The sequence below is a fragment of the Paenibacillus xylanilyticus genome, from assembly GCF_047246825.1.
Taxonomy (GTDB): Bacteria; Bacillota; Bacilli; order Paenibacillales; family Paenibacillaceae; genus Paenibacillus; species Paenibacillus xylanilyticus_B.
Genome location: NZ_JBFOLB010000006.1, coordinates 186,569 through 200,190, shown reverse-complemented (window position 1 = coordinate 200,190; position 13,622 = coordinate 186,569). Strand labels below are relative to the sequence as shown.

Below are 13,622 nucleotides of genomic sequence, written 5' to 3'. Positions count from 1 at the left end.
AGGAGGTAAGGGTATGGGGCAATTGAAGGAGGCACTGAACGGACAACGCATGCTGCTTGTCGTCAGCCTGCCCGCGAACGATACAGCACTGGCCAAGGCAGCGATTGAAGAAGGTGCCGACGCGCTAAAAGTACATTACAATGTCGGACACCGCGCCAGTGGAAACCATTTTGGTCCGCTGGATGAATATATCGATACCTTTCGTGCAATCCGATCCCAATTTACCGGTCCGCTTGGGGTGGTTCCTTCGGGTACCATTGATGGGACACGACAGGAAGATGTGGGAAAGCTTTCCGGTCTGGGTTTTGATTTCTATTCCATATATGCTCATCATTTACCGTCTTTCATGTTGGGTGAGCTCGGTCTGGATAAAACATTTGCCATCAATGAACACTACGACCCTTCCCTGGTTAGTGAGGCAGCTCATTATGGTTTTACCGCGTTGGAAGCATCCATTGTCCCCGGAGAGGAGTACGGCACACCGCTAAGCTTCTCAGATATCCTTCGGTATCGCCGGTTAGTGATGCAAACACAGCTTCCCGTGTTGGTCCCTTCCCAGCGGGGACTGGTACAGGAGGATGTGCCGGTGCTGCACGATACCGGGATTAAGGCGATTATGCTTGGGGCAGTCGTAACAGGTAAAACGGAGGAAGAGCTGCGAAAAGCCGTTAGCGGGTTTCGCAATGCCATGGAGAAACTGAAGTAGAAGGAAGACGGATGAGAAGAGGAGGGCCAGAGTTGACCAAATCACGCAAGCATTCAGGAAGAGGACCGCTCGCAAGAGAGGCCCAGATTGCAGGATGGCTGTTTATATCTCCAATGGTCCTTGGTTTTACCTTGCTGCTGCTCTTTCCAATGGGCCTCGCGTTATATATGAGTCTGACCGACTGGCCGCTGCTTGGGGATCATCACTTTATTGGGCTGGATAACTACCGCGAGATCATGACAGATAAAATGTTTTGGAGGGTACTGGGAAACACGGTTTATTTCACAGCCGGACTTGTTCCGCTGAATATTATACTGGCACTGCTGCTCGCTTTGCTGCTATCCAAAAGTTTGCGGGGCATCGGAATATTCCGTACAGCCATCTTCGTTCCGGTTATGACTTCCCTTATTGTGTGGGCAATTGTATGGAAGCTTATGTATGCAACCGAGTCGGGACTGATCAATCAGCTTCTGATGATGATGGGCATCAAGGGACCGGCTTGGCTTTACAATCAGGATCTGGCGATGCCCGCGGTTATTGTAACCAGTGTGCTTAAAAATGTTGGCCTGAATATGGTATTGTTCATAGCCGCCATTCAGCAGGTGCCGCGATCATTGTACGAGGCGGCCACACTGGACGGTGCAGGCAGGCGGAGGGCTTTTTTCCATGTGACGCTTCCAATGATTACGCCAACCGTGTTTTTGACCATGGTGATGACGGTCATCGGCTCGCTCAAAGTGTTCGGGCAGATTTATGTGATGACACAGGGAGGTCCGAGCAATAGCACCAAGGTGCTGGTCTACTATATATGGGAAAAAGCGTTCAAGCTGTTTCAGTTTGGTTACGCCTCCGCATTGGCGTATGTACTGTTTGCTATCGTACTGATCCTGACGCTGCTGCAATGGCAGCTTCGAAAGAGGTGGGTATTCAATGAAGGCGATGCCTAAGCCGTCTGTGCGGACAGCAGGGGGTGCGATTGGTACGTATTTGTTGCTGAGCCTGATTTCGCTGATTATGATTGTGCCGTTTATCTGGATGATATCTACGTCATTCAAGGAGCCCCAGAGCATATTCACGTATCCACCGCAGTGGATACCGGAACCATTCCGATTTCAGAATTACATCGATGTTTTTCGATTGATTCCGTTTCATCGATTCTATCTTAATAGTGTGTATATTGCTGTTGTGGTCGTGCTGGGTACAGTGTTTTTTGCTTCCCTTGCCGGATATGCATTTGCCAAGATTCCATTCAAGGGCCGCAACGTGGTGTTCCTTATCCTGCTGAGCGCCATGATGATTCCCCACGAGGTGACGGCAATTCCGATGTTTTTGTTCATGCGGCAGCTGGGCTGGATTGATACACATCTCCCGCTGATTTTACTTCCCATCTTCGGGGCAGGTGGCGTATTCGGCATCTTTGTGATGCGGCAGTTCTTTATTACAGTCCCCACCGAACTGGAGGAAGCAGCGATGATTGATGGCTGCAACCGATTCCGGATATATGCGCGGATTATGCTGCCCATTGCCAAACCCGGCATGGCGACTCTAACGATCTTTACCTTTGTGACCATTTGGAATGAGTTTTTTGATCCGCTGATTTTCATTAACTCGCGAGAGTTGATGACACTGCCGCTAGGGTTGTCCCTGTTCACGGATGAAGTGGGTACAGCATGGCATTATCTGATGAGCGCCACCGTTATGGCAACCGTACCACTTCTGGTTATATTCTTCATTGCGCAGCGGCGATTCATTGAGGGTGTTGCAATGACAGGGCTGAAAGAATAGGCGGCTAATCGATGAGAGGAGGAGTGGAACATGAGCAAACGGATAAGCATGAAGAGTGAGCAAGCCGATGTTGTTATTGTGGGAGGCGGACCCGCGGGCATTGCGGCGGCCATTGCTGCCGGGCGACAGGGTGTGCGTACGGTGCTGATAGAGCGATATGGGTTCGTTGGCGGAATGTCGACCGCCGCCATGGTCTATCCTTGGATGACTTTCCACACGGAGAGCGGTGAACAGGTAATCAGAGGCATTGCCCAGGAGATCGTTGACCGACTGAAGGAGCGAGGTGGCTCTCCAGGGCATCTCCGAGATACAGTTGGGTTCGTGCATACCGTTACACCATACCATCCGGCCATTTATCAAGTTATTGCGGCCGATATGCTTCAAGAGGCAGGCGTTCGGCTGCTGTTGCACAGCTTCATGGATGAAGTGATTGTTCTGGATAATCGGGTGGAGGCGGTCCGATTGACAAACAAGTCGGGCCGAATGGAGCTTAAGGCAAAAATATTTGTCGATACCAGTGGCGACGCGGATGCAGCTTATCTTGCTGGCGCTGCTGTTGCGAAGGGTCGGGATGGAGATCATCAGTCCCAGCCCATGACCATGAAATTTCGGATGCGTGGCGTAAACCTTGAGCGAGTAAAGCAGTATATTATGGAGCACCCGGAAGATTTCTACGCCAAGACACCTTTCGCAGAGCTGGATCGTATTCCGTTAACCGGGGTGAGTGGTTTTTATTCGCAATGGCAGAAGGCGGGTGTTCCGATTAACCGCGATCAGGTGTTATTTTTTACCGGGCCGGCTGAAGATGAAGTGTTGATTAACTGCACCAGGGTTCAGGGATTGGATGCTACCGATGCAGAGGATCTGACCTCTGCTGAACAGGAAGGCAGGAAGCAGGTACTCCTGATTGCCGAGTTTTTGCAGCGTGATGTGCCTGGATTCGAACGGGCTTCCATATCCGCAGTAGCTCCCCAGATTGGTATACGTGAATCCAGACGGATCATTGGGCATTATTCTTTGACGAGGGAGGATGTGGTTGCGGGGCGGAAGTTTGACGATGTCATCGCCAGAAGTGGTTATCCCGTTGATATACATGATCCTTCAGGCCAAGGCGTGGTGGCTGCATTTATTGAAGGAGATGGGGCGTACGACATCCCATACCGCTGTCTGATCTCCAGCAATATCCGCAATCTGCTGGCAGCAGGACGCTGCATCTCCACCACGCATGAGGCTCATGCTACGACAAGGCTGACTCCTAGCTGTATGGCAACGGGGGAGGCCGCTGGAACTTCGGCTGCATTGGCAGTGCAAATGCAGCTTGAGCCGCTGTCACTTCCGGTTACGTTGCTGCAGAAGGAACTACGGCGAAACGGAGCAGCGATTTGAGTTCGAAACAATACGAATAATAAAGAGTCCAGATCGACACAGAGGTGTGTTTATCTGGACTCTTTATGTGTGCTGTCACCAAGTCGAGCGCATTAATTCATCCTTGCCTCAAGGCGCCGGGCTACGATAGACAGCGTGTAGTTGATGGCAAAATACAATACGGCTGCGAGCAGCAGAGCGGGGATGACATAATCGAAGCTCTGGCCGCCAAGGATCTGCACGTTGTGCATCAGCTCAGGCAGTGAGATGATGATTGCCAGTGACGTATCCTTCAAGAGTGAGATGAACTGGCTAACCATCGGTGGTGACATACGGCGGAGAGCCTGCGGCATAATGATGCCGCCCAGTGTTTGCATGTAACTCAGGCCGGAAGAACGGGCAGCTTCCACCTGGCCGCGCTCAACCGATTTGAGACCGCTACGGACGATTTCTGCGATCATGGCGCCTTCGAACAGACTCAGTCCAACAACAGTGGACCAGAAGACAGACATTTTAATCCCTAGCTGAGGCAGTACAATATGAATGAAGAAAATGATCAGCAGCAGCGGCAGATTTCGAATCGTATCCACGATAACCGCAACGATCTGAGACAGGACCGGAATACGGGTATAGCGGACGGTACCCAGCACGGTGCCGAGGACAAAGCTGAAAACGATCGACAGCCCTGCGACTTGCAGGGTGATCAGAAATCCGTGCAGCAGGAAACGAAGGTTGGGCCAGGCATAGGCCCCGCTAAAGTCCATCGTACATCGACCTCCTTCTGTGAGTGGAACAATGGCTGAATAGTTGGCTGATATTACATCGTAACCTGTCCTGCTGGTTTGTTTTTCTTCGGCTTGCCCTTGGTACTGCGTGCCTCGGCGTCACTCTGTCCGAATCTGCGTTCCAAATAATGAACGAGGAAACTGAGTGGCAGCGTCAGCACCAGATAGAACAGCGCAACAATGGTGTATACACTCAGCGGCTGGAACGTATCTGAATTGACCAGGTCGGCAAAATACATCAAATCCATGCCGGCAACAACCGCGAGAATGGATGAGTTTTTGACCAAATTGATAAATTGATTGCCGATCGATGGCAGTACAATCTTAATTGCCTGCGGCAAAATGACCAGGTTCATGGCCTGTACGTAGGAAAGACCGGAAGACCTCGCAGCTTCCAGCTGTCCCCGGGGTACGGTCTGAATGCCTGCACGGATGGCTTCAGCAATAAAAGCTGCCGTATAGATGGTCAGGCCCAGCGTACCCGAGACAAACCCATCCAGTGAAATGCCGAGTGCAGGGAGTCCAAGGTAGAAGAAAAACACGACCAGCAGGAGAGGGATGTTCCGGATGAACTCCACAAAAGCCGTACCTATCCAGTTCAGCGGTTTGATCGGAGAAATCCGGAAGATCGCCATGATTGCTCCAAGTATAAAGCTGCCGATCAAGGCCATGATGCTTACCTGAATCGTATTGAGGAATCCTTCCAAGAAACGGTCTGAATGATTGAACAGTACATCGAAATCCAATTTGCCCATATAGGCGAAGCCTCCGTTCTCCAGATGGCGAAGCAGCGATTTATGCTGTGACGATGATCCGACTCCTTACAGATGAAACCGCCGCTTGCTCATCATTAATCGAGGTTACTCGGGCTTGCTGCCAAGCCATTTCTCATGCAACGTATCGTATTCGCCGCTGTCTTTCATACTTTTAAGCAGGCTGTTCACTTCTTCTACGAAGGCAGAGTCGCCTTTGCGAATCGCCATTCCATAAGGTTCACTGGTAAAATTGCCGCCCACCAGTTTGTAGTTGTTGTCCGTTTGCTGCATGCCGATCAGGATGATGTTATCCGTGGTCAGTGCCTCACCTTTACCTGCTTTGAGCGCAGTGAAGGCATCCTGGTAGTTATCGAATTCGAGTACCTCAGCATCAGGGGCTTTCTCACGGATATTTTGTGCAGAGGTTGAGCCCTTAACGGCAAGCACCTTCACACCTCCCAAACTCTCCAGTCCGGTAATCGCACTATCGTTTTTTACAAGCAGGGACTGCCCCGCCTCGAAGTAAACGTCACTGAAGTCCACTTGCTCCTTGCGCTCGTCGGTGATGGTCATCGTCGCAATGATGATGTCAATATCACCGTTTTGCAGCATGGGAATACGGGTTTTGGATGTGACTTCTTTCAGCTCGACCTTGGTTTCGTCTCCAAGGATCTCTTTGGCGAGTGCTTTGGCGATATCAATGTCGAATCCTTCTACCTCACCGCTTGCCGGGTCTTTCAAGCCAAAGAGCTTTGTATCGTATTTAACCCCGGCAATCAGTTTGCCGCGCTCCTTGATCTGCTCAATCGTTCCTTTGGCAGCAGCATTCTCACCACCACCACCACTACTGTTGGTTGTTTCCTCTCCCGTACTACAGCCGGACAAGACCACCGAGAGAATCAACACAAGGATAAATGCCGGCCACTTCAATACATTCTTCATGAATAAAGACCCCTTTCAAAATGGAATATTCTATAATTCTCAATGATGAATCAGGCGGCTCAGGAACTGCTGTGCCCGCTCTTCTCGCGGGTTATCGAAAAATTCGGCGGCAGCGGCCTCTTCCACGATTCGGCCTTCGTCCATGAAGATAACCCGGTCTGCAACTTCACGGGCAAATCCCATTTCATGGGTGACAACAACCATGGTCATTCCGTTATGAGCAAGGGAGCGCATGACATCCAGAACTTCCCCGATCATCTCGGGATCAAGCGCAGAGGTCGGTTCGTCAAAAAGCATGATTTTGGGCTCCATGGCGAGCCCTCTCGCGATGGCTACCCGCTGCTGCTGTCCACCGGACAACTGGGAGGGATAACTGTCTGCCTTATCGGCAATGCCCACCCGGGTCAAGTATTTCATTGCTGTGGCGGCTGCCTGTTCTTTGGGTTGTTTACGCACCTTGACAGGTGCAAGCGTAATGTTATCAATGACTTTTTTGTGAGGGTAGAGATTGAAATGTTGGAACACCATACCAATGTCGCGGCGGAAGAGGTTGATGTCCACCTTTTTCTGATGTAAAGGGACACCGCTGACGACTAGCTCGCCTTCTGTGATGGTCTCCAAACGGTTAATACAACGGAGCAGCGTACTTTTGCCGGAGCCGGAAGGGCCGATAATGACAACGACCTCTCCTTCTTCAATGTGAAGATGAATGTCTTTGAGAACATGAAAATGACCAAAGTGCTTCTGCACACCCCTAAATTCAATCAAGAGTACACCCCATCCTTTCTACGAGCGCTTGTTTGAGAAGGAATAATAAGGAATAAATTGAAACTAGTTATTTAATCATACATAGTCATCCTGCTTATGGCAATTGGTTTGTGATAAAACATGACATAAGTATGGGGTTAAGTAGGGCTGTAGCCAGAATTTGTGTTATGTATTTGTTATATTATTGAGTGGTTTGTGACGAATCCTGACAGAAAAATGAATCGAATATCCTAGTTGATTTACAACCATTGGAATAGATGTATAGAGTATACTGATGTTGATACCCATCATATGTCCAAGGTAATGGAGCATATAACCTCAAGTTCCAACTCTACATGGCAAAAAAGCGCAACCTTGGACCAGATCGCGTTGATATGATGGGGATAATGCACATTTATGGAAATTATGAATTATCAATCATAGTTCAATCCCAATTATAGAGAAGAGAGGATGTTCTGAACGATGAGTACATACTACTCCCCATTAAGTACAGGAGAAGGTCTCCAATCGGATATGAAAGCCTATGAGGTTGCTCTGCCTGTCATTCCTGCTCGAGATTTTCGGATTACGGACTATGGAGCAAAAGGAGACGGCGTGACGGACAATACCGAGGTGTTCAGGCTTGCTATAGCGGCTTGCGCGGAAGCGGGGGGCGGTCGAATTATCATCCCGGCGGGTGTCTGGCTGACAGGTCCGATTGTGCTGCGCAGCCGCACCGAGCTTCATACAGAGGCTGGAGCATTGGTTACGTTTAGTCGCCATTTTGAGCATTATCCTCTGATTGCATCAAGCTTTGAGGGTTGGCAGGTGGTGAGGTGCCAATCTCCAATCGATGGCGAGCTTCTCGAGGACATTGCGATTACAGGTGAAGGAATATGGGATGGCAGCGGTGAAGCATGGCGTCCGGTCAAGCGATCCAAGATGACCACTTCGCAGTGGAATCGATTGGTTGCTTCTGGTGGAGTAGTAGAGCGTTCAGACGGAGACGGAAATGAAGAAATCTGGTGGCCTTCTGCTTCGGCTCTCGAAGGTGGTGCTATAGCGAGTCGTCTGCACATGGAGCAGGTGCGTGAGCTTACAGCTTACGAAGGAGTCAGAGACTTTTTACGGCCGAACATGGTTAGTTTGCGCAGATGCAAGCGGGTACTTTTGGACGGCCCGACATTTCAGAATTCGCCTGCATGGAATCTGCATCCTTGGGCATCGGAGCATGTTACTATACGCAACGTGAGTGTACGAAATCCGTGGTTTTCTCAGAATGGGGATGGATTGGATATTGAATCATGCCGTTATGTTGTCGTGGAACGCAGTGTGTTCGATGTGGGGGATGACGCCATCTGCCTGAAATCCGGCAAGGATGCCGAAGGCCGCGAACTCGGTCTGCCATCCGAATATATTACCATTCGGGACTGTACGGTGTATCACGGACATGGCGGGTTCGTGATTGGCAGCGAGATGTCTGGGGGTGTGCGGCATGTCAGAGTGTCGGATTGTACGTTTATCGGAACGGACATTGGGCTCCGATTCAAGAGTGCGCGCGGGCGAGGCGGAGTTGTCGAAGATATTGAGATACAGCGCATCTATATGAAAGATATCATTATGGAGGCCATTTCGTTTTCCTTTTTCTATGCAAATCTGGAGGGCTCGGCCCGCGGCAGCGATCTGTTTCAGGAGATTAGCGAAGAGACGCCGGTGTTCAGGGGTATTCGCATATCGGATGTTGTCTGTGCAGGTGCGGACACAGCTTTATTGGTAAGTGGCCTGCCCGAGATGCCTTTGGACGGTTTGATCATTGAGGGGTATAACGTCACTGCGCGAAACGGGGTACATTGTGCTCATGCGAAGCACCTGAGAATTGCCGGGTTAAACGCCCAGATTACCGAAGGTTCACTGATCCATCTGCATCAATGCAGGGGAGCAGAAGTAGAAGGAATTCGGGGCAGGGGCGCGGATGGACGGCTTTTGATTGTAACCGGGCATGAGTCTGCCGGGATTGTGTGCCGGGAAGATGATGCAGATGAAGAGGGACGTCAGATTTCCATCGGACCTGAGGTGAGAAGCGGTGTGCTCATCCGGAGATAACAGGCCCTGACATACACCGATAGGAACGAACGATTATAATGATTCAAATTCAGCCGCAGTGGCGTAGCCGTATATCCAGTAATCCTGATTTTTCTTCGATATAGGGATACGCAGTCTTTTGAGCATGGCTACCCACACGGCTTCCTATCCACTACCTATATTTCTGCCTTAAATCCGGCTCGAAGAAGCCAAGATGGGTTCCTGATCATCGATGCTCTTTGCGATAGCGCAGAGGGGTGGTTCCTGTAACCTGTTTGAATGTTTTGTTAAAATGAGCCGTGTGCTCAAACCCGACCTTCTCCGCAATCAACTGCACCCGCTCCTGAGTGGACAGCAAACGCCTCTGTGCTTCCCGAACCCGCACCACCCGCAAATATTCGCTGAATCGAAATCCGGTAAACCGACTGAACATCCGGCTCAAATAGGATGGACTGATATAAAAGCGGGCTGCTGCATCTTCAAGTGTAAGGGGTTCGTTATAATGTCTATTTACGTAAGAGGCAATCTCGCTGATTTTGTCCTGCATCGGATGAATGGGGCCGGGTGACACCAGGCGGTTATTCTCCTCCACCCGATGGATGTGAATCAGGAGCTGGGCGAGCAGGCTTCGTACAACCATTTCATAGTGCGGGCGGCGCTCCTTGCATTCACGCAGCATCTGCCACAGCATCCGTTCCATCTCCTGCTGCTCTGTTTCAGGAAAGTGAAGGAGCCTTGATCGTTCAAATGGGAGCAGACCACACACGCCGAGTTCCATCCCGGTGGCAAATGAAGGTGAGAACCCGATGAGGATTCGTTCAAATCCGGGCCTGTTTCCTCTGGAGGTTATATGTACATCATGCGGATTAATGAGAATCAGATCACCCTTGCTGGCGGTCAGGAGCTGACCATTCATGGAATACACCCGTTCCCCCTCAAGCAGATAATACAGTTCGTAAAACGGATGAGCGTGAGGCTGAGGCATGGCGCTGCCATCATGTCTGCGCATATGTTCGATGGTGAACGAATTTTCTCCAATGCGATATTTGGGTCCGATTCGATCCTCTATAATGCTCATAATCAAACTCCTCTCTGCTTCGGCTGCTTTACGTTTATATCCATATCATAACGGAAAATCCAGTTTGTTGTAAACGCTATCAAATGATGAGTACAAAAGGGATGAAAAGGTCTCAAGGGTGACAAACGACCAACGATGTTTTACAGTAGGGAGAGTGAGGCCAAACTCTGGATAGGGGGTCTCCAATATGATTTGGAAGGAAGGAACTGGTTATGACGACACATGAATTATCGCCTCTGGTTGCTGCGCTGGATATGCAGCCTCACGTTGAAGGCGGTTGGTATAAGGAAGTATGGAAGGCTTCTTATCAGATTCCGCAATCCGTTCTGCCGGAAGCATATTCGGGCCCAAGATTCTCTGCAAGCTCGACCTATTTTCTGCTGCACTCGCATGAAATTTCCGAGTGGCACACGGTCCTGTCCGATGAGCTGTGGCTGTGGCACAGCGGCAGTCCAATTGAATTGAAACTGGGTGGCAAAGGGGAGAACCCAGGGGATGAGGAAGTGCTCGTGCTTGGCATGGATCTCGCTGCAGGGCAATCACCGCAGGTGCTTGTTCCAGCGGGTGTATGGCAAACAGCGCGTCCGCTGGGAGACGAACCTGTGCTGGTAACGTGTGTGGTTGCGCCAGGTTTCCACTATGATGATTTCAAGCTGGTCTCCAAAGGTTAATCTGACAACGAATGAATGGCAAAATCCCGGTTCGGATACAGCATCCGAACCGGGATTTTTTGATTTTCCAGAACTTCATCAAGCAAGTATCCTTGTACATGCTTCTAGAAGTTAAAGTTATCAGGATCGGAACCAAAGCGTTTGTTTTCGTTCAGTCCATTGATTAATTCGACTTCTTCGGCAGTCAGTTCAAAATCGTATAAATCAGCGTTGTCTCGAATACGCTGCGGTGTAACGGATTTCGGTATAGTCACGATGCCGTTCTGCAGATCCCAGCGCAAAATGACCTGTGCCGGAGATTTGCCATACTTGGCTGCGATATCCTGGAGAAGCGGGTGCTCCAGCAGGTTCCCTTGGCCGAGTGGAGACCAGGCTTCAATCTGGATCTGGTGTTTACTGCAGTAGTCTCGCAGCTCCGATTGGATCAGCAGAGGATGCAGCTCAACCTGATTCACAGCTGGCTTAATGGTGGCATCCATCATCAGATCTTCCAAGTGGTGAATCTGGAAGTTGCTCACACCGATGGCGCGAATGCGTCCTTCCTTGTACAGTTTCTCCAGCGCTCTCCATGTATCCTTATACTTGCCTTTGACTGGCCAATGAATCAGATAGAGGTCGAGATATTCGAGTTCGAGTCGCTGCATACTGGCTTCAAAGGCGGCCAATGTGGATTCATACCCTTGGTCGCTGTTCCATACTTTGGTGGTAATGAACAGATCCTCGCGGGCCACTCCGGATTCACGAATACCTTGGGCTACACCTGTTTCGTTGTTATACGCCTTGGCTGTATCAATGCTGCGATACCCTGCCTGAATGGCTGTTTTGACGGCTTCAACCACTTCTTCTCCGTCTTTGACCTTGAATACGCCAAAACCCAGCCAAGGCATTTTGACTCCGTTATAGAGTGTCGTTGTGTCCTGCACGTTTTTCATGTTCCGAAATTCCTCCTCTGTTCCATCATTGAATTCCATATGTAATTACCCTGCTGCCAGGCGGCCAATCGTAATTCAAAGGCCATCTTCCCTGATTATACTAAAAGGTTTTAGGGAATGGAAAAAGATAGACGTCACTTTTATGGAAAAAGAATTTCTTTTGCTCTTTTTTGGCAGGCAGAGGTTTGGTTTTGGTGCTTGTGGGTGATAAGATGAAGTATACGGGATATGGAAGCACAGGCTTCTTGCTATAAAAGAGTTTTGATAAAATACATTTGAAAATAGAACGGATATGCACGAATGAGTCCGGTGGGGTTCAGACGTGTGATTAACGATAAAGGAGCAAGTGTGATGGCTAAACCTAAACAAACCAAAAAAGCAGCAGCCTGGTCTCTCGTGGTAATGGGAGCGGGCTTTGCCGCATCATTGCCGTTTCAGGGCAGTGTCGTAGGCAAACTGCTGGTGGGTTCATTTGAAGCGGGATTGGTAGGTGGACTTGCCGATTGGTTCGCTGTAACGGCATTATTCCGTCATCCGCTCGGCATTCCGATACCCCATACAGCATTGCTGCCGAAGAACCGGGACAAAATGACTGAGGGTCTCGTCTTTGCGGTGGAGAACAATCTGCTGAATAAAGAAAGCATTACCGAAAAGATTGCGAGCTTTAAAGCAGCGGAAACCCTTCTGGATATCATGTCGCGGGAACTTCACAATGATGGCGTTAAAACGATGATTGATATGCTGTGCAAACGGATCCTGGCAGGCCTGCCTCTGGAGCAGATTGCGCCACTGGTTGCGAGCGAGATCAAATCACAAGCCGGCGCCTTCGATCTTGGACCCATCCTGGAACGGGCGTCCATTCAGTTGAGCGATCGCGGATATGATGCGAAAGCACTGGACTACGGGTTGAAACAGGCGGAAGAGTGGCTGGTGAAGCCGGAGACCATCACCTTTTTGGGTGAGAGTGGCATGAAGGCGATTAGTGGCATTCAGATGAATGGCTTAATGCAATTTGCCATGAACGCTTTCCTTGGTTATATGAATGAAGAGAGACTTGGCAGCATTTTGCAGGGATATCTGTTTGACCAAGTGGAAGATATGAAGCGTGAGGGAAGTGCCCTCCGGTATAAAGTATTAGGTTTGGTTCGAACCCAAGCGGTACGTCTTGCCATGAGCGAGAGTGTACAGGATGGAATCAACGGGTTGAAGGACAGCATACTGGGCAGCTGGAATGCCGAAGAAACCGTGCTGAACAAGCTCACCCAACTGAGGGAGAGAGCACTCGCTGCTATGGAAGATGGGAAGTATGTGGAGACATATGCTCTTCCTTCAATCGAACGGGTATTATCCGATTTGCGTTCAGACGATGCATTGCTGGAAGGCATGAACGCCAAGATTGTGGAAGGCGTAACAACGCTGCTTGAGAAAAACCATTCCAAGATCGGTAACCTGGTTCGTGAAAATGTTGATAAAATGGATAATGCCTCATTGATCTCGTTAATTGAGGACAAGGTAGGTCAGGATCTGCAATGGATTCGGATCAACGGTGCTGTGACCGGATTCGTCATCGGTATTGCGCTGACTGCATTAAGGATGGTACTGGAATAAGATTATATGCATACCAAGTTGTAGGGCCGCTTTTTAATGAGTAGGCTCTTTTTTTTGCGTATCTATGCAAATGATAAATGATTGTTGCAAAAATCAGGAAATTGGGTAATGTAACCCGAATACTTTAATGGAACCATTTAGGAAGAAAGTTATATAAAAACGATGC

General features: G+C 49.7%; 13 protein-coding genes. 7 read left to right on the top strand and 6 right to left on the bottom strand.

What is annotated here, in order from left to right; all coding sequences use genetic code 11:
• Positions 1–13 precede the first annotated feature (13 nt).
• From AB3N00_RS26030 to AB3N00_RS26015, 4 genes are all read left to right on the top strand, one after another.
• Complete coding sequence (locus tag AB3N00_RS26030; protein ID WP_413037160.1) at positions 14–706, top strand: hypothetical protein; 693 nt, start codon at positions 14–16, stop codon at positions 704–706.
• A 113-nt stretch (positions 707–819) separates the two neighbouring features.
• Entirely contained in the window at positions 820–1,653 is an 834-nt protein-coding gene (locus AB3N00_RS26025; protein WP_413037218.1) for a carbohydrate ABC transporter permease, read from the top strand.
• On the top strand, positions 1,637–2,491 hold the full coding sequence (locus AB3N00_RS26020; protein WP_413037159.1) for a carbohydrate ABC transporter permease: 855 nt from the start codon (positions 1,637–1,639) through the stop codon (positions 2,489–2,491). Before AB3N00_RS26025 ends, AB3N00_RS26020 begins: the two co-directional genes overlap by 17 nt.
• Positions 2,492–2,521: 30 nt before the next feature.
• Complete coding sequence (locus tag AB3N00_RS26015; protein WP_413037158.1) at positions 2,522–3,877, top strand: FAD-dependent oxidoreductase; 1,356 nt, start codon at positions 2,522–2,524, stop codon at positions 3,875–3,877.
• Positions 3,878–3,969: 92 nt separating this feature from the next.
• Here the strand turns inward: AB3N00_RS26015 and AB3N00_RS26010 are convergent, their stop codons facing one another.
• The 4 genes from AB3N00_RS26010 to AB3N00_RS25995 all read right to left on the bottom strand — a co-directional run bounded on the left by AB3N00_RS26010 (position 3,970) and on the right by AB3N00_RS25995 (position 7,106).
• Positions 3,970–4,620 (bottom strand): amino acid ABC transporter permease, encoded by a 651-nt coding sequence (locus tag AB3N00_RS26010; protein WP_413037157.1) that lies wholly within the window; start codon positions 4,618–4,620, stop codon positions 3,970–3,972.
• A 53-nt stretch (positions 4,621–4,673) separates the two neighbouring features.
• A complete protein-coding gene (locus AB3N00_RS26005) occupies positions 4,674–5,396 on the bottom strand; it encodes an amino acid ABC transporter permease (RefSeq protein WP_413037156.1) in 723 nt (240 codons plus the stop codon).
• 105 nt (positions 5,397–5,501) lie between these two features.
• Positions 5,502–6,338, bottom strand: coding sequence for an ABC transporter substrate-binding protein (locus tag AB3N00_RS26000; RefSeq protein WP_413037155.1), 837 nt, complete (start codon positions 6,336–6,338; stop codon positions 5,502–5,504).
• A 39-nt stretch (positions 6,339–6,377) separates the two neighbouring features.
• Positions 6,378–7,106 carry an amino acid ABC transporter ATP-binding protein gene (locus tag AB3N00_RS25995; protein WP_175395880.1) on the bottom strand — a complete coding sequence of 243 codons (729 nt, stop codon included), beginning with the start codon at positions 7,104–7,106 and terminating at the stop codon, positions 6,378–6,380.
• A gap of 462 nt (positions 7,107–7,568) precedes the next feature.
• Here AB3N00_RS25995 and AB3N00_RS25990 point away from each other — a divergent pair, with 462 nt between their 5' ends.
• On the top strand, positions 7,569–9,188 hold the full coding sequence (locus AB3N00_RS25990) for a glycoside hydrolase family 28 protein (RefSeq protein ID WP_413037154.1): 1,620 nt from the start codon (positions 7,569–7,571) through the stop codon (positions 9,186–9,188).
• 205 nt (positions 9,189–9,393) lie between these two features.
• Here AB3N00_RS25990 and AB3N00_RS25985 read toward each other — a convergent pair whose 3' ends face one another.
• Complete coding sequence (locus AB3N00_RS25985; RefSeq protein WP_413037153.1) at positions 9,394–10,245, bottom strand: AraC family transcriptional regulator; 852 nt, start codon at positions 10,243–10,245, stop codon at positions 9,394–9,396.
• Between the two features lie 212 nt (positions 10,246–10,457).
• On the opposite strand from AB3N00_RS25985, the gene AB3N00_RS25980 reads away from it, so the two are divergent.
• On the top strand, positions 10,458–10,916 hold the full coding sequence (locus AB3N00_RS25980; RefSeq protein WP_175395877.1) for a cupin domain-containing protein: 459 nt from the start codon (positions 10,458–10,460) through the stop codon (positions 10,914–10,916).
• A gap of 104 nt (positions 10,917–11,020) precedes the next feature.
• Here the strand turns inward: AB3N00_RS25980 and AB3N00_RS25975 are convergent, their stop codons facing one another.
• Positions 11,021–11,848 (bottom strand): aldo/keto reductase, encoded by an 828-nt coding sequence (locus AB3N00_RS25975; protein ID WP_413037152.1) that lies wholly within the window; start codon positions 11,846–11,848, stop codon positions 11,021–11,023.
• Positions 11,849–12,199: 351 nt separating this feature from the next.
• Here AB3N00_RS25975 and AB3N00_RS25970 point away from each other — a divergent pair, with 351 nt between their 5' ends.
• Positions 12,200–13,456 (top strand): DUF445 domain-containing protein, encoded by a 1,257-nt coding sequence (locus AB3N00_RS25970; RefSeq protein ID WP_413037151.1) that lies wholly within the window; start codon positions 12,200–12,202, stop codon positions 13,454–13,456.
• Positions 13,457–13,622: the final 166 nt, after the last annotated feature.

Coding starts and splice junctions, on each gene's coding strand:
- AB3N00_RS26000 (WP_413037155.1), bottom strand. CDS start 6,338: ATGAAGAATGTATTGAAGTGGCCGGCATTTATCCTTGTGTTGATTCTC.
- AB3N00_RS25990 (WP_413037154.1), top strand. CDS start 7,569: ATGAGTACATACTACTCCCCATTAAGTACAGGAGAAGGTCTCCAATCG.
- AB3N00_RS26015 (WP_413037158.1), top strand. CDS start 2,522: ATGAGCAAACGGATAAGCATGAAGAGTGAGCAAGCCGATGTTGTTATT.
- AB3N00_RS25975 (WP_413037152.1), bottom strand. CDS start 11,848: ATGAAAAACGTGCAGGACACAACGACACTCTATAACGGAGTCAAAATG.
- AB3N00_RS26025 (WP_413037218.1), top strand. CDS start 820: ATGGTCCTTGGTTTTACCTTGCTGCTGCTCTTTCCAATGGGCCTCGCG.
- AB3N00_RS26010 (WP_413037157.1), bottom strand. CDS start 4,620: ATGGACTTTAGCGGGGCCTATGCCTGGCCCAACCTTCGTTTCCTGCTG.
- AB3N00_RS25970 (WP_413037151.1), top strand. CDS start 12,200: ATGGCTAAACCTAAACAAACCAAAAAAGCAGCAGCCTGGTCTCTCGTG.
- AB3N00_RS26020 (WP_413037159.1), top strand. CDS start 1,637: ATGAAGGCGATGCCTAAGCCGTCTGTGCGGACAGCAGGGGGTGCGATT.
- AB3N00_RS26005 (WP_413037156.1), bottom strand. CDS start 5,396: ATGGGCAAATTGGATTTCGATGTACTGTTCAATCATTCAGACCGTTTC.
- AB3N00_RS25980 (WP_175395877.1), top strand. CDS start 10,458: ATGACGACACATGAATTATCGCCTCTGGTTGCTGCGCTGGATATGCAG.
- AB3N00_RS26030 (WP_413037160.1), top strand. CDS start 14: ATGGGGCAATTGAAGGAGGCACTGAACGGACAACGCATGCTGCTTGTC.
- AB3N00_RS25985 (WP_413037153.1), bottom strand. CDS start 10,245: ATGAGCATTATAGAGGATCGAATCGGACCCAAATATCGCATTGGAGAA.